This is a genomic window from Streptomyces lydicus (genome assembly GCF_000717345.1).
Taxonomy (GTDB): Bacteria; Actinomycetota; Actinomycetes; order Streptomycetales; family Streptomycetaceae; genus Streptomyces; species Streptomyces lydicus.
This window is the reverse complement of record NZ_JNZA01000001.1, coordinates 174,566-199,564: the sequence shown is the minus strand read 5'-3', so window position 1 is coordinate 199,564 and position 24,999 is coordinate 174,566. Positions and strand designations below refer to the sequence as shown.

Sequence of the window (24,999 nt, the reverse complement as noted above, 5' to 3'; positions counted from 1 at the left end):
CTGACGGGCCCGACTCCCTGTCAGACGGAGAGAGGACGGGCTGCAGTTGCATGCGTCGCGTAAAACATGTCCCAAAACTCGGTGCGCACCGCGGATGGGGCACGCTAAAGATCTTCCACTTCGTAGCTCACGCCAGGGTGACGTGCATGCCGCCCTCGGCCAAGGCATCGAGGACCACCCCGAACAGGTCGTAGCGCTGGCCATCCGGTGACAGGGCCTGGGACAGGTGCTCGCGTGCGGTCGCAGCGTTCCGCCAGAGCAGAGTTGCGGGGGCGGTGTAGCCGAAGGTGCCACGCAGGCAGTCGTCGAGGGCGGCAAGGCAGCCGCCGAAGTAACCACCCGGCCCGTTCACCGCCTCGCCGAGCGCCAGGTAGAGGCCCGGTTCGTCGGTGACATGCCGACCATCGAGTTCGTAGGCGTGTCCGGCCGGCCGGTCACAGAGGGCACGGTAGGCAGCTCGCTCTCGGACGAGATCGCGCCAGGCCCAGCGGCGTCGGGTATCAAGGCCGGCCCAGGCGGCCGCCGTGTCAGGCGGCCCAACGAGCCACCGCTCCCAGACGGGCCTGGCGTGTTCCGGGACGGGCCTGAAGAGCTCTCCATCGAGTTCCAGGTCGATCAGATCCGTCCCGTAGGAGGAGGGGCGCCAAGCGCTGACTCTCGCCCAGAGCAGGCGTTCGGTGAGCGGCTCACCTTGATCGTCTCGTATCTCCAGGGCGGCCTGCTCCAGGTCCAGCGCCCGCCGGGTGCCCTTCGCCAGTGCCGCCCGTAGCTGATCCCCCTCGTCGAGCCCCCGCAGGACGAGCGGGGGCGCCGACTGCTTGTGCGGCAGGACGCGGGTGAATTCCCGGCAGGAGCCGAGCCATCGGTGCCCGTCATGCACGCGAACGCGGCCCCTGTGTCCCTCGGGCGGACCTTCGTAGTCGTCCAGGCCGGTGAGCACGAGACTGTCTGTCCCAAGGGGCTGCGCCGGGCTCTCCGCGTCCTCCAGCAACCAGGGGTCGAGCGTCTCGTCATCCGGCACCAGCCACACTCGGTTGCCGATCCAGCCGCCCACTTCTGCTTGTGGAACCCAGCCGAACAGCTCGTAGGTCCCGCGTGGGGGTTCTCCGAACAGCCCTTCCGCCTCGGCGCAAACGCCCCAGGCATGCCCGTGCTCTGTCTCGGTCAGCGTGTACCGCGTTCGCCCGCGGTGGTCCTCGTCCTCCTGCACGCTGGGAATCATGCCGGGACCAGGTTCCGACGGCGAAGTTATTTCCCGTAGTCGGTCGCGATGGTTTGCCGCACCCGGTCAGCACCTTCCTAGGAAGGTTTTGCTTCGATGTGATCACTCTGCGAAAGTGTGGCCATGACCAAGCCCACGCGGGGCGCCGCCGGCAGCGCGCAGAAAGTTGTCACCGCGCTCCTGACGCAGATCGAGAGCGGAGCTCTGCGCCCTGGCGACCAGATGCCTACCATTGCCGCCCTGGCCGAGGAGTACGGCGTCAACAAAAACACCGCCAGCAAGGCTGTCGTGAGCCTGAAAGCAACGGGCGTCCTGTCAGGACTGGCGGGCGGAAACACCTGGGTGCGCGTACCGCCTCCGCACAAAAAGCGGCAGAACACCCGCTATCACATGGAGAAATCAGCGGTTCAACTGCCGGAATCCGAGCGCTCGGCTGTGGGGGCGTCCGAGGCCGACTCAGGAATCCCTCTGCAGGACCTGCATGAGGATCGTGCAGATTACGCAGTCATCGAGGCGCCGCCAGAGATTCGCGATGCCCTGGCGCTGCCCCCAGGAACACGGGTTCTACGCCGCACCTACACCAGGCGCCATGCCCAAAAGGCGGGCGCCAGCCGCTCGATCAGCTACCTCCCGTACGACTTGGTGCGCGGCAACCCAGACCTGCTGGATCCCCACCGCGAGCCGTGGCCAGGGGGCACCATGCACCAGCTCTACACCATTGGAGTGGAACTGGACAGGGTCGTAGATCATGTAACGGCCGGCATGCCCACACCTGAAGAGATACGGGATTTTGATATTCCGCCCAGTGTGCCGCTCATAAGAATCCGCAAGGTCAGCTATTCGACGGAAGACAAACCCGTCGAGGTCACCGAGATTCCACTTCCCGCAGAGCGCATCGAGCTGATCTACACCACACAGCTGGAGCGTTGGAGTTAATACCCCGGAAAGGGAGCGCAATGCAGGCAATCCGCAGCCTCGGCTGGCGTTGGAGTCCCTCGCAGGGCTTTACAGGACGGTTTTCATGAACACGCTCATCTCGATCGTTACCCCGGTCCATGGCGAGGGGGTGCACTTCCTCCCGGAGGCGTACGCGTCTCTACGCGCCCAAGAGCTTCCTGACGGCTGGTCATGGGAGTGGTGTGTGCAGGAAGACGGAGCCGACGTCCATGCTTCGGCCCAGCTCCCGACGGACGATCCGCGCATCCGAATCTCGGCGTCCCGCCGTGGCGGCCCGCACGTGGCACGGACCATGGCCTTCGCCCGGTCAACGGGTGTGTACGTAAAGAACCTGGACGCTGACGACCAGCTCACTCCCGGAACTCTTGCGCGCGACATCGCTGTGTTGGAAAGGCATCCAGCGGTGGGGTGGACCACCTCTCGAGCGATTGACCTCCTTGAGGACGGCAGCACCGTTTCCTTCGAACTCGGTGATCCGGAGCCCGGTCAGCTTCCACGAGGGAGCGCCTACGGGTTCTGGGCCGAAAACCGTCGCCCCCAGATCCACCCCGCCACACTGTGTGTCCGCCGCCCCCTCCTGGCGCTACTCGGCGGTTGGATGGCCCTGCCGGCTTCCGGTGACACGGGTCTCCTGCTCGGACTCGATGCTCTGGCAGACGGATGGTTCCTCGGCGAGACCGGCCTTCTGTACCGGAAACACGGAGGTCAGATCACTACGCATCCTGATCACCAGACTGGGCCGGAATGGGAAGCCCGGATGTCGTTGATCCAGGAGCACGCCGATGCGCTTCGGGCCTGGTCTGCCGTCACACCCGGTGCGGATGCCGATACGTGACGGCCGGTCACGGACATCCTCGATGAGTTCGGCGGTCGGCGGGATGGGGCTGACTGCCGGGGTCCGGTTGCGACGGAACGGCTGGTGCCCCGGGTGGCCGTTCAGATCCTCCACACGTAGCCGCCCTCCCGCGGTCCGCATCTCGCGCACCCCGTTGTTCCGGGACAGATAGCCGAGGACTCAAGTCCCGGGGGCCGCCTTGCTCTCCTCCCTCCCCCACCCGGGGCATCTGGCGCATCTGGCGCATCTGACGCAATCCGTGCTGACCCGCGCGTTTTCTCTTTCCCCGGGGGAACCCGTGTCCTGTGGTCGGCTGACGACGGCCGCAGGTGGAGTGGTGGGAGGTGTGGCGATGGAGCGCGGCGCAGGGGACGTGGAGGGCACGGTGCCCGGGCTGCGTACGAAGGCTCTGCGGCGGGCCCTGCGGGCGCGGGTGGACGGGGAGGTGCGTTTCGACGCGGGGAGCCGGGGCGCCTACTCGACCGACGGTTCGAACTACCGGCAGGTGCCGATCGCGGTGGTGGTGCCCCGGAGCGTCGAGGCCGGGGCGGTCGCGGTCGCGGTGTGTGCGGAGTTCGGGGCGCCGGTGCTCTCCCGCGGCGGCGGGACCAGCCTGGGTGGGCAGTGCACCAATACCGCCGTCGTCATCGACTGGACGAAGTACTGCAACCGCTTGGTGTCGGTGGATGCCGAGCGGCGCACCTGTGTGGTCGAGCCGGGCATCGTCCTGGATGAGCTCAATCGCCAACTCGCCGACCAGAAGCTGCAGTTCGGGCCGAAGCCGTCTACGCACAGCCATTGTTCGCTGGGCGGGATGATCGGCAACAACTCGTGTGGGGCGTCGGCGCAGGCGTACGGCAAGACCGTCGACAATGTGCGGCGGCTGGAGATTCTCACCTACGACGGTGCCCGGATGTGGGGCGGGCCCACCTCGGACGAGGAGTACGAGCGGGCCGTGGCGGCCGGTGGCCGCCGGGCGGAGCTGTACAAGGGGGCGCGGGAGCTCATCGACCGCTACCGGGGGGGGACGTCCGCCGGGGCTTCCCGAAGATCCCGCGGCGGGTGTCGGGCTACAACCTCGACTCGCTGCTGCCGGAGAACGGCTTCGACCTCGCCCGCGCCCTGGTGGGCAGCGAGGGCACGCTCGTCACCGTGCTGCGGGCCGAGCTGGATCTCGTACCGGTGCCGGCGTGCGAGTCGCCGGCGGACCGGCCCAGCAACCTCTGGGAACCCGCCGACGGCAAGGACGGCCACGACTACGGCACCCACGGCATCTTCGACGAGCACTCTGCCGCCGGCTCTCCCCTGACGACGCTGGCCCGCCACCCCGCCCCGGTGGCGGGCGGCCTGCTCGGTGCCGCCCTGGGCGCGGCCGTCCTGACCCGGACGGCACTGCGGCGCCGCGGCGGACGCCAGCCGCTGCTCGGCGGACGGCCCGGCGTGTCCCTGCACGGCGTTCCAGGGAGGGTCCGTTCTCGCAGGTCAGATGCAGTATGAGCGTTCCGGCGTCCCGGTTTTCGCGGTGCCCGGGGCGGCTGGGACGGACGGCGTCGCAAGCTCGGGACGGCAAGCATCGACGAGGTCATGCCGAAGGGAAACGCCATGCGGACGCTCATCCGGATTCACCGGTTCCGTCGTCCCGACGTCCTCACTGACGCGGTGGCCCTGGCGGTGCTCGCCACATCGGCAGCGACCGTCATCCTCCTGGTCGTCAGCCGTCTCTGACGTCACGTCCGCCGACCGGACCCACCGCAAGAGAAAGCACCCACTCACCATGCGCATCGCCCGGCACACCACCCGCCTCGCCGCCTCCGCCACCGTGCTGGCGGCCGCCCTCTCACTGACCGCCTGCGAGAACGGCACCAAGGACACCGGCAGCCAGGCACCGGCCGCGTCCTCCGCGCCCGAGACCGGCGGCCAGGGCGCCCCGTCCTCGGCGGATGCGAAGGGCCGGGCCAAGGACGGTCACTCGTCGAAGGCCGGGTCGGGCGCCACCGGCGGCAGCGGACCCCATGGAACGAACGGCTCCGGTCAGGCCGCCGGCCAGGGTTCCGGGAGCCACTCGGCGACCGTCGCCTGCACCAATGCGCGGGTGAAGGTCACCGCGATCAAGGTCAATCGCCCCGTCAACCACATGCTCCTCACCGCCACCAACACCGGCTCCGTGCCCTGCTACGCCTACAACGCCCCGTACCTCCGCTGGGACGAGGGCCAGGCCGCCACCGCGTTCCTGGAGAGGTCCAAGCCGCAGGCCGTGATCACCCTCGCACCGGGCCAGTCGGCGTACGCGGGGATCATGTACCGGTCCGCGGACGGCTCCGGCAGCGGTGGCTACACCGCGCGCAGCCTGCGCGTACTGTTCGCCAACCGGGCGGGGAACGGTTCCACCGGCCCGTCCGTGCGGTTCACGCTGCCCAAGGGCGGTATCACCACCGACAGTTCGGCGTGGGTCACCTACTGGCAGACCTCCGCCCAGGACGCGCTGACCTGGTGAAGGGACGTCACCGATCTCGGTCGGGTCCCGGTTCCGGCGTGCGCGCCGGAACCGGGGTCAGCCGTTCTCCTTCGGGGCGGGGACCCACTTGTTGCTGCCCCCCAGCGGGTAGTCGTACTGGGGCCGGCCCGCCATCCCGCTGGTGCGGAACGGCTCCCCGTTGTCGTCGATCCGGAGCGTGCCGTGCCGGTTCCCGCTGGACCACTCCAGCTCCATGTACCAGCGCACGTCGCGGGCACCGGCCCGCGCGAGGATCGTGAAGACCTCGGGGTCCCGCTCGCTCGCCTTGTAGGGGAAGTCCCGCTGTCCGTTCTGCGGCGTGATCTGTGGCCGCGCCGCGTCCAGGGCAACCCCGAACGACTTGGGCGTGATGCCACCGCCACAGCCCACGCCCATGCTGTAGGCGTCCCAGGCGGGTGGCGCCGAACTTCCCACCACGCGCACCCGCAGGGCATGCACTACCACCGTCGCGTCACCGGCACCCTGCACCGACACCTGGACCCGCTGGCTGTCCGCCGAGACCGCGCCCAGCGCCGAGATCCAGCCCCGGGCGTCCTGTTCGGTGGGCGGCGGGGGCATCTCGCCCGGGTCCCGATCGACCAAGTAGCGCTGACTGCACGGGTCCTCCCAGCTGTACGGACGGACATCCACACTCACCGGGAGCCCGGCACGATCGGCCGCGCCCGGGCCGGGCACCCCGTCGCCGGCTTCGCCCGCCTTGCCTTCGAACGTGCGCGACGGGGACGGGGACGAGGACGGGGAGGGACTCGCGGCACCCGCGCCGGGCGGTTTCGCAGACGCCGACCGGCCGCCCCCGGTCTGCGTCGGCTCGCTGCCGCGCTCCGCCCTCGTGGCCGCCCCGGCTTCCGCCCTACGGCCGTCGCCGCCACCGGAGACCAGTCCGGCGACCAGCGCGGCGGACGCGGCCACGGCGGCCACCACTGCCCCGGCGACCAGCGCGAGACGCTGCCGGCCGCCCGCGTGCGCCGCCTGGCGCACGGACCGCCCCTCGGGAATGATCGAGGTGACCCGACCGGAGCCGGAAGCGAAGGCGGAACCGGCGAGCGCGGCGACGGGCACCGTCGGCGGCACGCCCTCGGGCTCAGTCCCGGCCGCATCAGCCTCGGTCTCGCTCTTGGACCCGCACCCGGGCCCGGACTTGCTCCCGGCCTCGGCCTCGGAGTTGGCCCCGGACCCGACTATCCCCTCCCCGCCCCGCTCAACGACCGGCGCGTTCCCGCCCCCTTGCCTGCGATCCCGCTCCCGCCGACGTGCCTCATCCGCCAGGATCCACCGCCGGTGCAGCTCCACCAGCTCGTCCGGCGTCGCCCGGCACAGCCGTGCCAGGCGCTCAAGCGGTGCGTACTCCGTCGGAACCGCGTCGCCGTTGCAATAACGGTGCAGCGTCGACGTGCTCATGTGCAGTCGCTTCGCGAGCACCCCGTAGCTGTACCCGGAGCGGTCCTTCCACTCCTTCAGCAGCGCCGCCACCCCAGCCGCTTCCTCAGCCGCCCCCACTGGTCACTCCCTCCCCGCCCGCGCGCACCGCACACGTGCCACGTGCCGTCCACCTGAAACCGCTCTCACCGCCCGGCAAACGCCCACGCCCCCCATCCCGAATTCCCCGGATGACCGATCCTCTGGTGACCACATTGGGCCCCTGTGGTCTGCATCGCCCCATACGTGAGGATCATGTTCGCACCGATAGCGGGCAGGACACGGCAACCAGGGCAACCGTTTTCGGCCGCAGAGCACGTCGAAACCGCTTGTCCGGGTGCGTGGTTCAATGGCCGCCGAGGTGAGAGTCATGGTGTCTGTCGATCGTCTGCTCGCGTTCGCGGCGATGTCCCTGCTGGTGATCGTGATCCCGGGGCCGAGTGTGCTGTTCGTGATCGGCCGGGCCCTGGCCCACGGCCGGCGGACCGCGCTGGCGACGGTGCTGGGCAACGTACTCGGCTCATACCTGCTGGTGGCCGCCGTGGCCTTCGGTCTCGGCTCGCTGGTCGAACGGTCCGCGGCGGTGTTCACGGCGGTGAAGCTGGCGGGTGCGGCGTACCTCGTTGTCCTCGGCGTACAGGCGTTCCGGCACCGCAAGGACATGAAGGTGGGTGCCGATGCCGGGCAGAGCAGCGGGAAGGGGGCGCGCGGTGATCTGCGGACGATCGCGGACGGCGTCACGGTGGGCGTCACCAACCCGAAGGGCCTGGTCTTCTTCGCCGCGGTGCTCCCCCAGTTCGTGAACCACTCGGCGGGTGGGCTGCCCACCCAGATGCTCGTCCTGGGCCTGGTACCGATCTGCATCGGCCTGATCACCGACACGGTGTGGGGCCTGAGCGCTTCGGCGGCGCGCACCTGGTTCGCCCGCTCCGAACGCCGGCTGTCGATGATCGGCGGAGCGGGCGGCTTCGCCATGATCGGCCTCGGGGTGACCGTCGCCGCCACCGGCCGCGCCGACTGACCTGCGTGCTCCGTCCAAGGACCGGAACGGACGCACCGGGCGCCATCGGCTCCACGTCGCCGGCCTGGTCTGCCGGTTCGCCGATCCGCGTACCCGGCGCCGTTCCGACGGCGGCGCCGGGCGCGAGGCACTCGCTCAGGACAGCATGTTGACCTTGTACTGCATGAACCGGTAGTTCGTCGCGTCGTACCACTGGCTGACGACGATGTGGAAGTTGCCGAAGGTCGAGCCGGGGATGACGAATCCACCGTACGGACTGGCGACGAAGTTGGCCGCCTCCTGCCCCGGGGTACCCGGCAGGATCATCGTCTGCTCCAGCGTCCTGGTCAGGTCCGAGGTCGGGAGCGGGAAGACCATCGCCCGGATCGACAGCGGGTTCATGTTCAGCCACGTCAGGACGTACTTGCCGTCCATGGCGCGGAAGCAGATCTCGCCCCACTTGCGGATGCCGAAGACGGTCGTCGGGGCAGGCGCGTTCCACCGCCAGTCGCCGTCGACGTAGCCCCACGGCTCGTAGGCGTCCGCGTTGCCGAGGCTGTCCTTCCGTACGCGGTGCAGCAGCATCCCCGATTCCACGTCGCGGTTGAAGACCGTGGAGAGGACGTAGCAGTAGTCGCCCTCGGCCACGGCGTAGGTCTTCTGCTGGAACTGGCCACCGTGCAGGTCTCCCGGCCACTGGCACAGGTACTCCCAGGTCTCACCGTTGTCGGTGGAGCGCCAGAAGTCCGTGTGATGGGTGTCGTAGATGACGCCGCGCATGAGGTGCATGTACATCACGCCGTCGACGACGAACACATCGGACGGGATCGCCGTCGTGGCCTTGTCGCCGACCGGGTTGTGCGGCTCGTCGACCAGGCTGTTGGCGTGGCCGCCGCCGACGCTGCCGTCGATGCGCAGGTTGTTCAGGTCGGCGCTGCCGGAGCGCAGGCCGATCGGGGCCCGCCAGTCATCGGCGGGCTCGCCCGGCCGCGGTACGTGGTCGCCGTTGAAGGTGTCGCCGCCGACGAACAGCATGGTGCCGTCCGGGCACAGCGCGGGGATGCCGAGGTCGGTCCACGGCGAGGCGAACGGCCCGGTCTCGGCCGGGCCGCTCAGGTTCCTCACCTTGGTCGCGAACGTCGGGCTGGAGGGGTCGCCCGGCCCGCCGGCCACCGCTACGCCGGTGCCCGAACCGACGGCCCCCGCCCCCAGGGCGACGCCGATGCCGATCTTGAGGAGCTTACGGCGGGAGTACCCGCCGGCCGTCGCGTACGGCTCGTCCGGTAAACGCGTCATCCTGTCGATGCCTTCCAGAGTCGACTCACCTGCGCCAAGAGCTGCCCTCGGTACCGCTGTTGGTGTCGAGGACGTAAGACAGGATGCCGTCCTTCTGCGGGTGGCGCGGGTGGATCGGTGATCTCTGCAAGGGATGCGCCCCGGGCGCCGCTATCGCACTGACGGCGCGGGGTTTCCGCCGTTGCTGTGCTTGCTCAACGCGAGCAGTTGACGGTCTTGTCCGGCAGCTTTCCCCCGACGAGATACCTGTCGACGGCACGGTCGGTGCACGGGGACGGATGCTCCGAGGCGTACGCCGCGTGCCCCTGGCCCCTGCGTACGAGGAGCGAGCTGTGGTCCAACTGCCGGTGTACCGCCCGCGCGTTCGCCAGCGGAGTGAGCTGGTCGTCGGTGTACGACACCAGCAGCACCGGCGCCGCGCCTGATGCCTTGACCGGCGCGGCCGCACCGGTGGGGGCGATCGGCCAGGTCGCGCAGTCGATCATCTGCCAGGCGTAGGTACGGCCGAAGAGCGGCGACTGCTTGGCGAACGCGTCGGCGGTGTCGAGCATCTCCTTCGGGGACTTCGGCGCCGACGGGGAGTCCAGGCACAGCACTGCCGACATGCTCAAGGACTCGTTCTCCTCGGCCTGCTCCTCCTGCGGCGTCGGCTTCTTGCCACCGCCGCTCTCGCCGGGCGCCCCGGCATCAAGACGATCGAGGGCGGTCACGTCGCCGTGCAGCGCGGACGCCAGCGCCGGGGTCAGTCGCTTCCAGCTCGCTTCGCCCGACACCGCCATTCCCAGGTACGTGGACAAGGTGGCGTTGGTGAATTCCTGGCCGTCGGCCCCTTGCAGCGGCTTCCGGTCCAGCTTCTTGGCGAACGTGGTGAGCCTCTGCAGGATCTCCTCGGTCGTGGCTCCCAGCCGGTGGTCCTCGCGCGCGACGAGGTTCTGGGCGTAGCGCCGCACCGCGTCATCGGAGGTCTTGACGTCGAGCCGGGCGACGTGCCGCATGTCGGCGGCGGGGTTGACGACACTGTCGAGCACCATCCGGCCCACCTTGCCGGGGAACAGCTTCATGTACTGCTGGCCTATGAAGGTGCCGTAGGAGTAGCCCGTGTAGTTCAGCTTGGCGTCGCCCAGGACCGTACGCAGCACATCCATGTCGCGCGCGACGCTCACGCTGTCCATGTGCCCGAGAACAGCGCCGCTCGCCCGTTGGCAGGCCCGGGCCCGCCTGGCCCCGTCGTCGAACGCCTTCTTGGCTTCCGCCTCGGTGCGCGGCGGGTTCTCGGGTTCCTGCGCCACGCCGTCGGGGCACTTGATCTGCCCGGAACCGGCTGTGCCTCGCGGGTCGAAGCCGACCAGGTCGTAGCGGGCCCGCGCCTGCGCACCGGCCTGCCAGTTTCCGTCGGCCACGTCGGCCGCGCCGCCGGCGCCGGGCCCGCCGGGGTTGAAGAGCAGCGACCCGAGCCGATGGCTGTGGTCCTTGGCCTGCACCCGCGACACCCGCAGCTTGACGGTCTGCCCGTCCGGGGCGGCGTAGTCGACAGGCACCTTCACCCAGCCGCACTCCGCGCCGGGCACGGCCTTCGGGGTGACGTCCGCGCCGCAAGCCGTCCACTGGACCTTCTGCTGCGTGAAGCGCGCGGGCAGCACCGGGACGGAAGCCTTCCCGCCCTTGGCGTCGCCGGACGGGGACGCTGCGGCACCACCGGCACCGGAGGCCGTCACCACCAACGTGGTGACGGCCAGCAGACCGGCGGACAAGGCCATGGATGTGCGGGGTATGGACATCGGCGTTCTCGCTCTCTCGCTGACCCCCGGGGAAGCATGCTCACAAAAGGCGCAAACCTGCTGTTGGCCCCGTCACAGTCGGGACCGTATTCACGCAGCGCCGACGGAACGCACACGCATCGCTACGGTTGCCACCGGCCAGGAACACGGTGCGTGGCGGGTGGTAGCCGTCGGGTGATCCCGTCGGGTGATGAGGGGCACCGCGAGGGCTACGTGAGGGCCAGCCCCCCGTTGGGACCGGAGGGCAGCCGGCTCATGCACCCTCTGCCGCGGTCAGGGACAGATTCCAGAAATCGGCGTAGCGGCCACCTCGGCGCAGCAGCTCGTCGTGGCTGCCTTCTTCGACGATCCGGCCGCGGTCCAGGAAGACGACGCGATCCGCGCGGCGGACGGTCCGCAGCCGGTGCGCGACCGTCACCACCGTCCGGCCCGCCATCAGGCGTTCGATGCCTTCGTGGACGGCGGCCTCGTTCACCGGGTCCAGTGCGGAGGTCACCTCGTCGAGGAGGACGATCGGCGCGTTCTTGAGCAGGGCTCGGGCGATGGAGACGCGCTGGCGCTCGCCCCCCGACAGCAGTGCGCCGCCCTCGCCGACATGCGTTTCCCAGCCCCCGGGCAGGCGCTCGATCACCTCGTCCAGCCGCGCCGCAGTCGCTGCCGCCCGCACCTCGGATGCGTCGGCGTCGGGACGCCCGAGACGCACGTTCTCCTCGATGGTGCCGTCGAAGAGACAGACGTCCTGGAAGACGATGGCGAACTGCGCCATCAGTACCTCGGTGCTGATGGCGCGCACGTCCACGCCCCCTACGCGCACCTGGCCCGCATCCACGTCGTGGAACCGTGCGAGCAGCTGGAGCAGGGTGCTCTTGCCCGCACCCGACGGCCCGACCACGGCAAGCCGCTGTCCCTCCGGTACGGACAACGACACGTCGTCGATCACCGGGCGGTCGCCGTGGCGGAAGGTGACGGACGCGAAGTCCAGGTCGTGGCGGCGCGGCTGGACCGGCTCGGGAGCCTCCGGCAGCGGCTCGGTGCGCAGTACCGCGTCGAGTCCCGCTAGGACGGAACGCGCGCCGCGGAGTTTGCCGCCGATGTCCGTCAGCGACAGCAGCGGATCCGCGCAGCGGGCGGCCAGCACCAGAATCGTCAGCACCTCTGCCGCGCCGATGCTCCCGCCGAGCGCGAGGGAGGCGCCGAGGACCAACAACACGGTGAACATCGCCTGCACCGTGAGCGTCAATGCCCATGCGCCGGGCAGTGCCGACAGGGTGGAACGGCGGGACACGCGCTGGACTTCCCGCAGCGACTCGTCGAGCAAGGGGAAGCGTTCGGCGGTCCGTCCGCCGGCGCGCAGCACCGGCTGGGCCCGGAGATATTCGATGACCCGCCCGCCGGCCTCCTGGTCGCGTGCGGCGCGCTCCGCATCGCCGGCGGCCGTCGCGCGTCCCGTCCGGAGCTGGATAGCCGCCACGACCGGTGCGGCAGCCAACGCGGTCAGCCCCATCTTCCAATGGAAGGCGAGCATCACGGCCACGATCGTCAGGGGGGTCACGCAGGCCGAGATGAACGGTGCCAGAAGGTGCGCGATCACGCTCATCGCCTGCAGAACGCCGCGGCTGGCCAGGACGGACACCTCCCCGACGCGGCCGGCGCCGTACCAGCCGAGGGGCAAGCGGGCCAGATGGTCGCCGAGCCGGCGGTACGTGCCGCGCAACAGCGCGGTCCCGACGCGGAAACCCGACAGGTCGCTGAGGTAGCGCAGCACACCGTAGGCGGCGACCGCGGCCCCGAACGCGATCAGCCGGGGCCAGGCGGCCGCGGGCGTGCCACCGAACAGTGCCCGCAGTACCGGAACGAGCAGTGCGTAGGACAACCCCTCGGCGATCGCGGTCGTCGTCATCAGGGCCACGGTGCGGCGCGTCGGCCGGGCGTACTCGTGTCCCAGCACGCGCAGCAGCATGCGAATCATCGGGGCTCGTCTCCTTGCAGTGGGCCACCGTGGGTTGCCACAAAGATGTGATCGCTGAGTGCGTGGGGGAACGTCGCCTGCTCGCCGCCGGTCACCGTCACCCCGCTCTCGGTGGCCGCGACCGCGACCGTGTGACCGGGCCGAATCCCGGCGCGCTTGAGGCGCAGCAGGACCCAGGGATCGTTCTGGAGCAGCTCGCCGATCCGGACGACGGTCACCGTGCTCTCCGCGGCGGTGGCCGCATGCGTCAGGGTGAGGACGGGGGCACGGCCGGCGCCGCTCTCCTCCCCTCGGGGAATGGGGCTGCCGTGCGGGCAGGTGGCGGGGTGTCCGAGCACCTCCGTCAATCGGCTCTCCACCGCGTCGGAGATCACGTGCTGCCATCGGGATGCCTCGACGTGAACGTCCTCCCAGCGAAGGCCGATCACGTCCACCAGGAGGCACTCGGCGAGGCGATGCTTGCGCATCACCCGCACGGCCTGTCGACGGCCCTGTTCCGTCAGCACCAGACGCCGGTCTTCAGCCACCCGCACCAGGCCGTCTCGCTGCATCCGCGCCACGGTCCCGGAGACGGTCGGCCCGCTCTGCCGAAGTCTTTCGGCGATCCGGGCCCGAAGCGGCACCACCCCGTCCTCCTCCAGCTCGAAAATGGTCCGGAGATACATCTCCGTCGGATCGACCAGGCTGTGCGTCATCACCGTCGCTCCTCCCTCCTCACACGCCCGCCTGCCGACAGCGCCCGCGCGTCTGCCGGCCTCGCCCGAGCGTCTGCCGACTGCGCCCGTATTCGTTCGGCCGACCGGTCCGGATCGATCTCGTCGGTGCTCGCCGCCTGGTGGGACCGCCAGAACTCGGCGAACTTTCCGTTCCGCTTCAGCAACTCGGCGGGCCCACCGCGCTCGACGATCAACCCGTTCTCCAGAACGGCGACGGTGTCGGCGCCGACGATCGTCTCCAGGCGATGGGCGATGACCAGGATCGTCCGGTCGCCCTCCGGCGTCGCCAGGGCGCGGCGCACCGCCTGTTCGGTCTGCGGGTCGGCGAAGGCGGTCGCCTCGTCGAGCACCAGAACGGGCGCGGCGGCGAGCAGTGCGCGTGCGATCGAGATCCGCTGGGCCTCGCCACCCGACAGTCCGGCGTCCGCACCGAGCACCGTTTCGTATCCGCGGGGCAGCTCGAGAATGCGCTCGTGAATGTTCGCCAGCCGGGCGGCGCGCACCACGTCGTGGAAGCCGGCCTGCGGTGCCGCCAGCGCGATGTTCTCCGCGACCGAGGCGCGCAGCAGGGAGACGTCCTGGAAGACGAAGGAGACCATCCGGTGGAGCTCCCGGCTTCCGAGCTCGCGCAGATCGACGCCGCCCAGGGTGACCGAACCGTGGGTCGGGTCGAAGAACCGCGGCAACAGCTGAACCAGTGTCGATTTGCCGCTTCCTGACGCTCCGACGAGCGCGGTCACCGTCCCCGGCTCAAGCGCCAGGTCGATCCCGCGCAGCACCTCGTGGTCGGCTTCGTAGCCGAATCGAACGTCCCGCAGTTCCACCCGGTGGCCGTGTGGTGCGACGGGCCGCGCAGGCTCCGGGAGCGAGGGCACCGCCAGCACGTCCCGGATCCGGCCGACCGCGCGCCGGGCGGCCTGCATGTCGTCGAAGCCGTGGCCGAGGGCCGCCACCGGAGCGGTCAGGCCCAGGCCGAGCAGCAGGAAGGGCAGCAGGTCGGCCGGGGCCAGGCCGCCGCTTGTGATCAGAGCCGCACCGCCGATGAGCACGACGAGGAGGACGAACGGCGGCGACAGCACGAACTGCATCCCCGCGGCGATCCTGGAGAGGCCGTGCACCCACCGGCGAAAGATGCCGACGAACTCGTCCGTAGCCGTGCGGAACCTCCGGTGGGCGCGCCCCGACCGGCCGAACGCCTTGACCACCGAGATGCCCTGCACGAACTCGACGACGGAGCTCGAAATCCGTCCCATGGCCTCGTCGAACTCCTCCTGCTCGCGCAGCCGGGCCGGGGTCATCATCAGAGGGACCAGCGCCACCGCCAGCACCACCGGTATCAGCGTGATCAGCGTGAGCCGCCAGTCGATGGTGAACAGGTAGATCAGCGACACCAGCGGAACCACGAAGGCGGAGACGAGTTCGCCGGGGGTGTGGGCGATGAACGGGTGCACCGCGCTCACGTCCTCCCCCACCACCTTGGCCAGCTCGCCGGTCCGGCGCTGCGAGAGCCAGCCGAGCGGTACGCGCCCCAGCTGCGCGGCCAGTTGCCGGCGAAACGTCAATTGCACGTGGTTGTCGAGGAGATGGCCGATCCCGGACGACGCGGCCGTGAACAGCAGCCGGACGAACAGACCGACCGCCCCCGCGATCACGACCATCCGGACATGACCGTGATCGACCGGGTCGGGCGACAACAGCGTCCGGCCCAGTTCGACGACCGCGAGGAGCGGTGCCAGGCCCGCGACAGCGCCCATGACCTGCAGGACGACAAGGGCGGCGAAACTCCGGAGATAGGGGCGCAGCAGCCCTGCCACGCTCTGTCCCGCCGCGGAATCGGTATGCGGCAGTTCCGCTGCGGAGTCGGCATCCGGTGGTGGTGCGGGCTGTTTCCTCGCCTGGGCAAGGTCGGTGGCGTTCATCGTCCTCCCGTTTCGTTGATCTCGTCGCGGCCGGGTACCGGCGGTGGCGCGTGACCCGGTCCGTCCGGGGCGCCGGTGCGGGGTGCGGGTGCGGGTGCGGGGTCGCTCCGCGTTCGGCTCCAGGTGTCCGGTGACGCGCCCTTGGAACACCTCGTTGAACCTCACCCCTTCCCTCCCCTCCCTCCGGTTCAGTCGCGGGCGGGAAGCAGGTCGCGGTCCTCGGTCTGCGCGGTCCGCGTCGGCGAGGCGGCCGGCCGCAGGACGGTGAGCGCGATGAGGACGGCGACGAGCAGGAGCGCGGCGCCGAGGGTCAGGCCGAGCGCGTATCCGTCGTTGAGGGTTCCGGGTGTGGTGACCCGGCCGGTGTGCTGGTGGGCCGCGGTGCCGAGGACGGCGAGTCCGAGGGAGGCGCCGATCTGGCGTGAGCTGTTGAGCAGGCCGGAGGCGGTGCCGGTCTCGCGGGGTGCGACACCGGCGGTGGCGAGGGAGACGACCGGTGCGAGGCAGAGCCCGAATCCGCCGCCGGCGACGATCGAGGGCCCGAGGACATCGGTGGTGAAGGAGCCGTTGGGGCTGATCAGGCCGAACCAGGCGAGCCCGGCCCCGGTCAGGAGTCCGCCGATGACCACAAGGGTGCGGGGAGCGAGACGGTAGCCGAGCTTCACGGCGAGCACGGAGCCGGCAATCACTGCGAGGGAGAACGGCAGGAACATGACCCCGGTCAGCGCCGGCCCGGTCCCGAGGACGCGTTGGAGGTAGAGGGAGACGAAGTAGAAGGCCGAGGCCATGGCCGCACCGACCAGGAGGTTGAAAGCGTTCGCGCCGGCGACCGAGCGGTGGGCGAACAGGCCGAGCCGGATCAGGGGTTCGCGGGCGGTGGTCCGCTCGACGTGGAGGAACGCGGCAAGGAGCGCGACGGCGACCGCCAGCGTCGTCAGGGTGACCGGCGAACTCCACGCATACCGGTCGGTGCGGACGACGCCGAACACCAGCAGCGTCATGCCCGCGGTGGCCAGGAGGGCACCGAGTACGTCCGGGCGGCCACCGCGAGCGGTCGGCCGGCCGGCGGCGACGCCGCGTCGGGCCAGGGCCAGCGCGCATGCGGCCATCGGCACGTTCACGAACATCACCCAGCGCCAGCTGGCGTACTCGGTGAGCAGGCCACCGACCAGGACGCCGAAGGCGCCTCCGGCGGCGTTCATCGCGCTCCACACTCCGAAGGCCCGTACGCGGGCCCTTCCCGAGGGGAACGTCGCGGTCAGCAGCGCCAGTGCGGCCGGAGCCAGCGCGGCGGCCCCGACGCCCTGGGCGGCTCGTGCGGCGACCAACTGGCCAGGTCCCTGGGCGAGACCGCCGGCGAGCGAGGCGAGACCGAACAGGCCGAGCCCGAACAGCAGGACCCTCCCCCGGCCGTATCGGTCGGCGGCTTTGCCGCCCAGCAGGAGCAGCCCTCCGAAAGCGAGGGCGTACGCGTGGATCACCCAGGTCAGGCCCACCGCGCTGAAGCCGAGACCGGCGGCTATCTGCGGGAGTCCGACGTTCACGACCGACAGGTCGAGCGACACCATGAACTGCACGACGGCCACCGTGGCGAGCGTGAGCCCCGGTCGAGCATCCGAACTATGCGTCATCGCGGACTCCGTCCTCGGCGTTGCCTTCCGACTTTCCGAACATGTTCCGAAAGTAGCACGGGACCAGCCGCTGTCGAATACCAAAGGGGCGAAACCGCACCGGCTTCGCGACGTGAGGCAGCGGGACGGCATGATGGATCCATGGCTCCCTCGCCCCCGCCGCCACTCTCTTCCGCCCCGCACGGCCGTACCGGCCGGCCGCGCGTGACCTCCCGCGCGCAGATCCTGGCGGCGGCCCGCCGGCTCATCGACGAGGACGGCTGGGAGAAACTGACCATCCGCCGGCTGGCCGCCGAGATGGGCATCGGGGCGACGACCCTGTACCACCACATCCAGGGCAAGGACGACCTACTGGTCCTCCTGCTCAACCATTACATCGGCGAGATCGAACGCCCCCGACTTCCCAGCGACCCACGGGACCGCATCGTGGCGGCCGCCACCGCGATGCACGATGCCCTCGCGGCCTGGCCGTGGGCCGCGGAGGTCCTCACGGCCGACGGTTTCGTCGGCCTCCTCGACGAATCGTCACTGTGGATGGTCGAAGCCATCGTGGCCGCGGCCGACGACTACGGATGCACGCCCCCGCAGACCGTCGATGTCTTCCGCAGCATCTGGTACTACACCGTCGGCGAGATCCTCGTCCGCTCCCGGTCCCCGCACCGGCGGGCCGACCGCGAACTCCCCACCTTTCGCGAGACGTTCGACGCGTCCCGGGTGCCCCACCTGGCCGCCCTCGGCGACCAATGGGCCGCGCTGGCCGCGCGGGACATCTACCCGCAGGGCCTCCGCGCGTTCGTCGACGGGCTGCTCGCCCAAGCCACGTCGACAAAACCTGATGGCGCCGACTGAGCGCAAGCGTCCAAGGCCCGGGCCGTAGCCGTAGCCGTAGCCGTAGGCGATCCTCCGCGACGACTACACGCCACCGGGGCCGAAATCGCCCCTGACCGACTATCGTTCCCTCTCATCGAGGCTTTGCGATCGGGGGGATCGTGTCTGATGCTTCCAGGCCCAAGCACTGCGCCCTGTGCGGTAAGCCGGTGGGCAAGAAGAAGCTCGTCATCATCAAGGGTGGGCGGCCGGCGCACCGCGCATGTCGCCCACCCGCCGGCGGCGAGCCGCCCGCTTCCGCCGCCCCACCCGGCCGGGCCCGGAACACGAAACAAATGAGCCGCACCGAACTCCTGAGGCGTATTGAGGAGTTACGGCAGCGCGACGCGAAGAAGAAGCCTCAGGTAGCGAAGGGGCAAAGCGGAAAGCGCCCCGGCCCCAGGCCGCAAGCAACCGTGCGTGCCAACAGCCGCACCGACGCTCCCCCGCCCTACTACGGGGTGGAGATGAAGCGCCTCAACGGGCGATGGGTCCAGATGCATCCGGAGTCCGAGTAACGCCCCACGCCAAGGGGCATCGACGTTTGAGGATGTGGCACCTGCACGGCCGAAATGACACCTACCGAGGCTGTCCCTGAACGGTCTCCGGGTTGCCGTGCACAGCGGAACACGACAGGCCGTAGAGACACGCGCGCCGCCCGGCGCCGTGGGCACCGGGCGGCGAGGAGGATGCCGGTCAGCAGCCGGTGTTGTGCAGACCCGGCGTCTCGAAGTCGCCCTGGCCGTCGACCGCCAGGACCCCGTAGATGGTGCTGCAGCCCAGGTTCAGGTTCTTGAACTTGAACGTCTTCGTGTCGCCCTTCTTGACGGTGTACGCGTTGCTGAAGTGCTTCGTGTTGCCCTTCCGGTAACCGAACTTCACGGTCACCGCGGAACCGCCGGTCTTCCCGTACACGAGGTTCACGGTGTGGCCGCCGTCGATGATGCCCACGCAGAACGAACCGTTGGACAGCGAGGTGCAGGAGGGGCCCGCGTTGCGGACCGCACCGGCCCGCTCGCCGGCCGAAGCCGGAGCCGCCAGGCCCGCGGCGGCGAGAAGGGAGGTGGCGAGTATGACGCCGGCCCGAGTGTGGTTGCGCATGAGGAGATTCCTCTTCCTGCAGGGGGTGTGTTGATCATCGGACAGGCTACCTAGGCGAAATCAAGCCAACAAGGCGGATGTGGCAGGAAAAATCGGACTCCTACGTTCCGGGTGGGCGGTGGGCCATGGAGACACGAGTGATGACCGCAGGCTCGGGCCAGGGCTCCTGGAGTACGGCCAGCCGGGAGGAACTGCGCACGGCCTGGGCGAGGAACGGTAGGGTAGCGCTCTTCGGGCAGCTCGGCTCCCGGAGTCCCAGAGGCGACTGCCGAGGAATCTCCGCCCCGTGCCTGCCCGTTCTGATGCCGCGATGCACCACGTGTGGCGGCTTCCCGCTGCCGATGTCGTCCGGGGGCGCCGGGCCCTTTGGTGGAGTGTCGGGCCTGCCGGGGAACTTGCGGTGCTGTTGGTTCACCGGCGGCACCTTGATCACACCCGCTACGTCAAGGGGTGGATCGGATGGGGGCCGGACGTCCCGTTCACCGGTGAGTTGGTCACCGTCACGGGCCAGGAGGAGCGGCGCATCCTGGTGCAGGACATCCCGATTCGGCCCAGCCACTTGGCCTTGCTGCCGGATTCCCGATTCCTGCTGGTGAGCGGCCGTACGTTCCGGAACGAGACCGACGGCGTCTGGAGGCCCAACGCTGTGGTGTTCTCCGCATCGGGTGCACCTGAACGCGAGTTCTACGTCGGCGACGACATCCCCGCCCTGGTCACCGACGTCGGCGGAGGCGTCTGGACGGCTTACGGAGACGAAGGCATCTACGGAGGCCACCCGGAATCCGGCGCGGGCCTCGCCGGCTGGAACACCCGGGGCCAGGCGTCCTGGGCTCCCGACGGGCGGCTGCCCGACCACCCCCTGGAAGGCTGCACCACCGCGACCCAGAACGAACACGTATGGCTCGTTTGGTACTCCGGGAGCAGCAGAGGCGGCACCTACCTGACACGGATCACTCCGTCCACCGGCGACGTGACCAGCTATCGCAGCCCTGTCCCCGATCCGGACGGATTCGCCGTCCGCGACAACCGGGCACTGCTCACCCGCCGGCACCACAACAAGCGGTCCGTCGAGCTCATACGCGCCGAGCTCGACGACACCACCTGGAAAGTGACCAGCCGCCGCAGGCTTCGGGTGCCCGGCCGCGTCGTCGGCCGATGCCGCCAAGGCCGCGACGGATCCCTCTGGCTCCGCGCAGGCAACACCTGGCTGCGCCTGGAGGGACGAACACCCACCGGTGTGTCATGACCCCCGGATACCGGAAGCCCCCGGGCGCCGGGCGCAACCACAGCGCCTCTGGGGTGAGGGCGAGGACGCCGGTGCCGCGCACGAGAGCCGCTCACAGTCTCGACGGTCCCGCGAAGAACGAGGTCAGGCCCGCTCTTCCGGCTCGTCGAGGGGCCAACTGCGCTTCTCGCACAGTCGCGAGACCCTGCTGGCCAGGTCAGCCGGGACGGGCACCCCCATCCGGCGAGCGTTGCCGAGGCGATGCCGGACATGCCCCAGGATCCAGTCCAGCTGCTCATCGCTGCGCGCCGCGAATTCCTGGAGCGCCTCCGCCATCAGCTGCTGCCGGTCGATGTTCACGACGTCCTCTGCCATGGGGGCTGAACCTACCCGGGTCCCTCCGCCCTGGTACATCCGCTGGACGCAGAAGTTATTCGACCGCTACCACCGGGGCCGGCCCGGCAGCCTCGGCGGCGCCGTGCACTCAGGCCGGGCGGTCCGCCGTGACCAGCCACGACGTGCTGCGCAGCCGCACCGTGCCGTCCGCCGTCTCGTGGGCGCGCAGATGGGCCTCCAGTGCCTGGCGGGCGCGGCCTCGCGTCGTTGCGCCGACCTGCCCCATGAGGTGCCGGCCGGGGCCCGTGGCCAGCAAGAATTCCGCCGCGTCCGCGGCCCCGCTCCCCCACGTCCCGTACTTCTGGGCCTGCTTGACGGTGATGCCGGTGAATCCGGCCGCGGTGAGGACGTCGCGGATACGGTCCGGGGCGGCCAGGGAGAACATGCCGGGTAGCCCGGGCCGCCCGAAGTCGCCGAGCGGGAGCAGATCGCGCAGAACCGCCATGGCATCCACCCAGCCGTTGAGCGCGGCATCGGCCGGGCAGACGAACGCCAGGCGCCCGCCGGGCCGCAGCGCCCGGCCGATGTTGCCGAACGCCGCGACGGGGTCGCCGAAGAACATCACCCCGTAGCGGCTGACCGCCGAGTCGAACGTGCCCGCCGCGAAGGGGTACACCTGGGCGTCCCCCTGCTCGAAGGCGACGTTGGAGATGCCCTCTCGATCCGCGCGGGCGCGTGCCTCGGCCAGCATCGGGCCGGACAGATCGAGTCCCAGCGCGCGTCCTCCCGGCGCCCGGTGCGCGGCGAGCCGCGTGGTGTGGCCGGAGCCGCACCCGATGTCGAGGGTCCGGTGCGCCCCGGTGATCCCGGCGGCAGCGAGCAGCGGTTCGTTGAAGCCTTCGTTCACGGCGTTCCACCGGTCCTGATTGCGGGCCCAGTGAGTGCCTTCGGGTCCGTTCCATGCCTGCGCCTGCTCGGTGTTGACGACGTTCGGCACGGGTGCCTCCTTGTGACTACGGCGAGAATGGGCATGCGCCCAAATAGTATGGGCACACGCCCATACTGGCAATCACCGTTAAGATCCACGAGGGGATCCGCCCCGACAACGACCCGCAGCAGCACGGGAGAGGCCCATGTCACCGCGCGGAGTGGCGACGCCGGACGTACGTGAGCGGCTGTTCGCCGCCGCCGAACGCGTCCTGGAGAAGGACGGTCCCGGCGCGCTGACCAGCCGGGCGATCACCACCGAGGCCGGCTGCGCCAAGGGGCTGCTGCACGCGCACTTCGCCGGGCTCGACGAGTTCGTGGCCGAACTCTGCCTCGACCGGTTCGCGCGTACGGCCACCAAGGCACAGGCACTCGCCGATCTCGCCGGGGAGGGCTCGGTAACGGCGAACGTCGCCGCCGTGGCTCTCGCGCTGCTCGACTCCGGCGGCCCGGTCATCGCGGGCGTCGCGATGACGCGCCCCGCATCCGCCCTGCGCGTCCGCGAGGCCCTGGAAGGCGGGGCGCCCGGCTTCACCGCGATCCAGGAGGCGATCGCCGGCTACCTGGAGGCCGAACGCAAGCTCGGCCGGGTGGCGGAAACCGTCGCCCCGGGCACCGTGGCTCTCGCCGTCGTCGGCACGGCCCATCACCTCTTGATGACCAGCTGGCCGGGCACACCCGACTCACGGCCGCAGCTCACACGCCTCGTGGCTGCTCTGCTGGGCCCACCCCCCGAAGAAGGCCCTGCCCGCTGACCGTCGCCGGGCCGAGGCCGGTCCGGGCGGCACTCGCCTTCATGGACACGTCCGTCCGCGTCGTCGCCCTCGACCGGTGGGCAGGAGAGACCCCTGGGCCAGGCGTCCTCGTGCCCGGCCCAGGCACTCCTCGTTATCCGAACTGGCCGGGCTGGTAGTCGCCGGCGGGCTGCTGGGTGATGACGTTCCCGCGGTTGAAGGCGTTGATGAGGGCTATGAGGGACACCAGGGCGGCGAGTTGCTCCTCGTCGTAGTGCTTGGCGGCGTTCGCCCAGGCTTCGTCGGTGACACCACCGGCCGCGTCGGCAAGGCGGGTCCCCTGCTCCGTCACCTCCAGCGCCGCGCGCTCGGCGTCGGTGAAGACCGTGGCCTCCCGCCACGCCGCGACCAGATTGAGGCGCCCCGCGCTCTCACCCGCCGCCGCGGCGTCCTTGGTGTGCATGTCGAGGCAGAAGCCGCACCCGTTGATCTGACTCGCGCGGATCTTCACCAGCTCCTGCGTCGCGGCCGGCAGCGACGAGTCCGCGAGCTCCTTGTTCGCCGCGATGATGTGCTTCCAGACCTTGCCTGCGATCGGGCTGCCGAACATGTTCAAACGGGCATCCATGAGGTGCTCCTCTACCGTTTTCGGTGGCTACACACCTAGGACGGAAGTGGCTCGGCACGATGTGACATGACCGAGTGTGACGTGCGTCTCGTGGTCGGCCGAGCATCTCTACGGCTGGAGCCCTGGCTACGCTGTACGCCGAGGGTCAAGGAGGGGGCATGGAATCCTGCACGGAGTGCGGTGCGCCGATGGGCCCGCGGTCCTGTGACGAGCTGTTCGACGCATTGCTCGCGTTGGACCATGCGCGGCAGGCACCGTGGGGGCCGCTGCACGGCGTCTCAGTTTCCTGCTTCCTGCTCCAGCACCCCAGTCGGCTTCCCGCCGACGACGGCGCGATGGCCTGGGCGCTCCTGCAGGCATACCTCGCAGGCGGCCTCGACGAAGTGAACCAGCTCGTCGGTCAGGCTCGCCGTGGCAACTCCCATCGCGTGAAGGGCAGGTCTTCACACGACGTCCGGGACCCGGCCCAGCCGCCCCGGGACGCGCCGCGATCCCGTTTCTCCGTCACGATTCATGACGTCGCCGTGGACGGGTCGTTCCCCTCCTCGGAGTTCGCGGAACGCGTCAGGGCCTGGGCCGCCGCGACGGTCGACGCGTGGAGCTGCGGCACGTAAGCGAAGAGGCCGTGACCCGCCGCTGAGCGGGCCCACGGCATCCCTCGGTGGTCGCCCTCGGTTGGCTGTCAGAGGGTGGGAGCGCCGGCCACGCGGCGTTCGCCGCCGTTGTTCGCCTGCCAGAACTTGTACACCTCGATGGCGTCCTCGCGCGGCTCGTGGCGCATCGGCAGGCGGCGCTCGGTGTAGTCCTTGGCGAACTCGCCGTAGAAGGAGTCGAGTTCGAAGTACTTGCGGTCGTCGACATAGTGGGGCTCGTAGGCGTCGCGGGTGGTGAGGAAGACGACCTCGTCCGGCGAGCAGTAGTAGAGCGAGCCCAGGCACATCGGGCACGGGTGGGCGAGCACGTAGATGGTGGTGCCGGTCAGGTGCTCGGTGCCCAGCTTCACGCACGCCTCACGGATGGCGAGGATCTCGGCGTGGGCGGTGGGGTCGTTGGTCTGGGCGACCTTGTTCGGGGACTCGGCGAGGATCTCGCCGTCCTTGACGATGACGGTGGCGAACGGCCGGCCGCCCTCGGCGACGTTCTGCCGGGCGAGGTCGATGGTGCGCTGTACGAAATCCATGGGGTCCTCCAGCAAAAGAGAGGGGCGGGGCCGGAAGCGCGTTGGCGAAGGGCCCCGCCCCGGGAGCGTTGTGCTGTTTCTGCCGGGGTGCCTCAGAAGGGCTTGGTGGGCAGGTACTTGCCGTCGAGCGTGATGACGGCGCGCTCGCCGCCCTCGGGGTCGGCCACCTTCTTCACGTCGAGCTTGAAGTTGATCGCGGAGATGATGCCGTCACCGAACTGCTCGTGGACCAGGGCCTTGAGGGTGGTGCCGTAGACCTGGAGCATCTCGTAGAAGCGGTAGATGGTCGGGTCGGTCGGAATGCTGCCGTCGAGGGAACCGCGGGTGGGGATGGTCTGCAGCAGCATCACCGCGTCGTCGTCCAGGCCGAGCAGCTCGGCGACGGCCTGGGCGGACTGCTGCGGCAGGGCGTGCTGGCCGAGGACGGCGGCGGTGACGAAGGCGACGGACAGGCCGGCGGCGTCGGCGAGCTGCTGCCAGGACACGTCGCGGCGGGTCTTGGCCTCGACCGCGGCGATCGCGAGCTGCTGACGGGCGCTGTTGTCGAACTGGGCGTGCACCATGGGAATGCTTCCTTTCGGATGGCCCGCCCCCGGGGGAGGGAGGCAGGACGTCGTGACGGCCCCGGGAGACCGGGCACCGGATCAGGGCAGGGCGGGGCAGGGCAGGTCGGACCAGGGAAAGTCG

The 24,999-nt window shown here is 70.0% G+C and carries 24 protein-coding genes and 1 pseudogene; 11 read left to right on the top strand and 14 right to left on the bottom strand.

Annotated features, from left to right (window positions below):
- Window positions 1–127: 127 nt before the first annotated feature.
- Window positions 128–1,222: a barstar family protein gene (locus OO62_RS00860; RefSeq protein ID WP_033265117.1), complete on the bottom strand. Its 1,095-nt coding sequence runs from the start codon at window positions 1,220–1,222 to the stop codon at window positions 128–130.
- Between the two features lie 123 nt (window positions 1,223–1,345).
- Here OO62_RS00860 and OO62_RS00855 point away from each other — a divergent pair, with 123 nt between their 5' ends.
- From OO62_RS00855 to OO62_RS00835, 5 genes and pseudogenes are all read left to right on the top strand, one after another.
- Complete coding sequence (locus OO62_RS00855; protein ID WP_033265267.1) at window positions 1,346–2,158, top strand: GntR family transcriptional regulator; 813 nt, start codon at window positions 1,346–1,348, stop codon at window positions 2,156–2,158.
- 85 nt (window positions 2,159–2,243) lie between these two features.
- A complete protein-coding gene (locus OO62_RS00850; protein ID WP_051732491.1) occupies window positions 2,244–3,014 on the top strand; it encodes a glycosyltransferase in 771 nt (256 codons plus the stop codon).
- Between the two features lie 352 nt (window positions 3,015–3,366).
- Window positions 3,367–4,214 (top strand): annotated as a pseudogene (locus OO62_RS37525) (FAD-binding oxidoreductase); the annotation flags it as partial.
- A gap of 402 nt (window positions 4,215–4,616) precedes the next feature.
- A complete protein-coding gene (locus tag OO62_RS41245; protein ID WP_266105120.1) occupies window positions 4,617–4,739 on the top strand; it encodes a hypothetical protein in 123 nt (40 codons plus the stop codon).
- 49 nt (window positions 4,740–4,788) lie between these two features.
- Window positions 4,789–5,508 carry a DUF4232 domain-containing protein gene (locus OO62_RS00835; RefSeq protein WP_033265114.1) on the top strand — a complete coding sequence of 240 codons (720 nt, stop codon included), beginning with the start codon at window positions 4,789–4,791 and terminating at the stop codon, window positions 5,506–5,508.
- Between the two features lie 57 nt (window positions 5,509–5,565).
- Here the strand turns inward: OO62_RS00835 and OO62_RS00830 are convergent, their stop codons facing one another.
- Window positions 5,566–6,999, bottom strand: a complete 1,434-nt coding sequence (locus tag OO62_RS00830; RefSeq protein WP_033265113.1) for a transcriptional regulator — start codon at window positions 6,997–6,999, stop codon at window positions 5,566–5,568.
- A gap of 316 nt (window positions 7,000–7,315) precedes the next feature.
- On the opposite strand from OO62_RS00830, the gene OO62_RS00825 reads away from it, so the two are divergent.
- Window positions 7,316–7,966 (top strand): LysE family translocator, encoded by a 651-nt coding sequence (locus OO62_RS00825; protein ID WP_033265112.1) that lies wholly within the window; start codon window positions 7,316–7,318, stop codon window positions 7,964–7,966.
- A gap of 135 nt (window positions 7,967–8,101) precedes the next feature.
- On the opposite strand, the gene OO62_RS00820 is transcribed toward OO62_RS00825, so the two are convergent.
- The 6 genes from OO62_RS00820 to OO62_RS00795 all read right to left on the bottom strand — a co-directional run bounded on the left by OO62_RS00820 (window position 8,102) and on the right by OO62_RS00795 (window position 17,254).
- Complete coding sequence (locus tag OO62_RS00820; protein ID WP_033265111.1) at window positions 8,102–9,241, bottom strand: DUF4185 domain-containing protein; 1,140 nt, start codon at window positions 9,239–9,241, stop codon at window positions 8,102–8,104.
- Between the two features lie 194 nt (window positions 9,242–9,435).
- The gene (locus tag OO62_RS00815; RefSeq protein WP_051732444.1) at window positions 9,436–10,998 is read right to left on the bottom strand and encodes an alpha/beta hydrolase; all 1,563 of its coding nucleotides are present in this window, start codon (window positions 10,996–10,998) and stop codon (window positions 9,436–9,438) included.
- Between the two features lie 274 nt (window positions 10,999–11,272).
- Window positions 11,273–12,988: an ABC transporter ATP-binding protein gene (locus tag OO62_RS00810; protein ID WP_033265110.1), complete on the bottom strand. Its 1,716-nt coding sequence runs from the start codon at window positions 12,986–12,988 to the stop codon at window positions 11,273–11,275.
- Window positions 12,985–13,683, bottom strand: coding sequence for an iron-dependent transcriptional repressor DtxR (locus OO62_RS00805; RefSeq protein ID WP_033265264.1), 699 nt, complete (start codon window positions 13,681–13,683; stop codon window positions 12,985–12,987). The genes OO62_RS00810 and OO62_RS00805 overlap by 4 nt, the downstream gene beginning before the upstream one ends.
- Window positions 13,683–15,458 carry an ABC transporter ATP-binding protein gene (locus tag OO62_RS00800; RefSeq protein ID WP_398742071.1) on the bottom strand — a complete coding sequence of 592 codons (1,776 nt, stop codon included), beginning with the start codon at window positions 15,456–15,458 and terminating at the stop codon, window positions 13,683–13,685. Before OO62_RS00800 ends, OO62_RS00805 begins: the two co-directional genes overlap by 1 nt.
- A gap of 353 nt (window positions 15,459–15,811) precedes the next feature.
- On the bottom strand, window positions 15,812–17,254 hold the full coding sequence (locus tag OO62_RS00795; RefSeq protein ID WP_033265109.1) for an MFS transporter: 1,443 nt from the start codon (window positions 17,252–17,254) through the stop codon (window positions 15,812–15,814).
- Window positions 17,255–17,395: 141 nt separating this feature from the next.
- Here OO62_RS00795 and OO62_RS00790 point away from each other — a divergent pair, with 141 nt between their 5' ends.
- Both OO62_RS00790 and OO62_RS39400 read left to right on the top strand, forming a co-directional pair.
- On the top strand, window positions 17,396–18,103 hold the full coding sequence (locus OO62_RS00790) for a TetR/AcrR family transcriptional regulator (protein ID WP_164993246.1): 708 nt from the start codon (window positions 17,396–17,398) through the stop codon (window positions 18,101–18,103).
- Between the two features lie 188 nt (window positions 18,104–18,291).
- The gene (locus OO62_RS39400) at window positions 18,292–18,639 is read left to right on the top strand and encodes a hypothetical protein (RefSeq protein WP_129322934.1); all 348 of its coding nucleotides are present in this window, start codon (window positions 18,292–18,294) and stop codon (window positions 18,637–18,639) included.
- Window positions 18,640–18,817: 178 nt separating this feature from the next.
- Here OO62_RS39400 and OO62_RS00785 read toward each other — a convergent pair whose 3' ends face one another.
- Window positions 18,818–19,222, bottom strand: a complete 405-nt coding sequence (locus tag OO62_RS00785) for a hypothetical protein (RefSeq protein WP_033265108.1) — start codon at window positions 19,220–19,222, stop codon at window positions 18,818–18,820.
- A gap of 400 nt (window positions 19,223–19,622) precedes the next feature.
- On the opposite strand from OO62_RS00785, the gene OO62_RS00780 reads away from it, so the two are divergent.
- On the top strand, window positions 19,623–20,468 hold the full coding sequence (locus OO62_RS00780) for a hypothetical protein (protein ID WP_241691863.1): 846 nt from the start codon (window positions 19,623–19,625) through the stop codon (window positions 20,466–20,468).
- A gap of 123 nt (window positions 20,469–20,591) precedes the next feature.
- Here OO62_RS00780 and OO62_RS00775 read toward each other — a convergent pair whose 3' ends face one another.
- Both OO62_RS00775 and OO62_RS00770 read right to left on the bottom strand, forming a co-directional pair.
- Window positions 20,592–20,822, bottom strand: coding sequence for a hypothetical protein (locus tag OO62_RS00775; protein ID WP_033265107.1), 231 nt, complete (start codon window positions 20,820–20,822; stop codon window positions 20,592–20,594).
- 109 nt (window positions 20,823–20,931) lie between these two features.
- Window positions 20,932–21,780: a class I SAM-dependent methyltransferase gene (locus tag OO62_RS00770; RefSeq protein ID WP_033265106.1), complete on the bottom strand. Its 849-nt coding sequence runs from the start codon at window positions 21,778–21,780 to the stop codon at window positions 20,932–20,934.
- A 136-nt stretch (window positions 21,781–21,916) separates the two neighbouring features.
- On the opposite strand from OO62_RS00770, the gene OO62_RS00765 reads away from it, so the two are divergent.
- A complete protein-coding gene (locus OO62_RS00765; protein ID WP_033265105.1) occupies window positions 21,917–22,525 on the top strand; it encodes a TetR family transcriptional regulator in 609 nt (202 codons plus the stop codon).
- Window positions 22,526–22,658: 133 nt separating this feature from the next.
- On the opposite strand, the gene OO62_RS00760 is transcribed toward OO62_RS00765, so the two are convergent.
- Window positions 22,659–23,132, bottom strand: a complete 474-nt coding sequence (locus tag OO62_RS00760) for a carboxymuconolactone decarboxylase family protein (protein WP_033265104.1) — start codon at window positions 23,130–23,132, stop codon at window positions 22,659–22,661.
- Window positions 23,133–23,290: 158 nt separating this feature from the next.
- On the opposite strand from OO62_RS00760, the gene OO62_RS00755 reads away from it, so the two are divergent.
- Window positions 23,291–23,746, top strand: a complete 456-nt coding sequence (locus OO62_RS00755; RefSeq protein WP_033265103.1) for a DUF5946 family protein — start codon at window positions 23,291–23,293, stop codon at window positions 23,744–23,746.
- 68 nt (window positions 23,747–23,814) lie between these two features.
- On the opposite strand, the gene OO62_RS00750 is transcribed toward OO62_RS00755, so the two are convergent.
- Window positions 23,815–24,312: a nucleoside deaminase gene (locus OO62_RS00750; RefSeq protein ID WP_033265102.1), complete on the bottom strand. Its 498-nt coding sequence runs from the start codon at window positions 24,310–24,312 to the stop codon at window positions 23,815–23,817.
- 92 nt (window positions 24,313–24,404) lie between these two features.
- On the bottom strand, window positions 24,405–24,875 hold the full coding sequence (cynS, locus tag OO62_RS00745) for a cyanase (RefSeq protein ID WP_033265101.1): 471 nt from the start codon (window positions 24,873–24,875) through the stop codon (window positions 24,405–24,407).
- Window positions 24,876–24,999 lie beyond the last annotated feature (124 nt).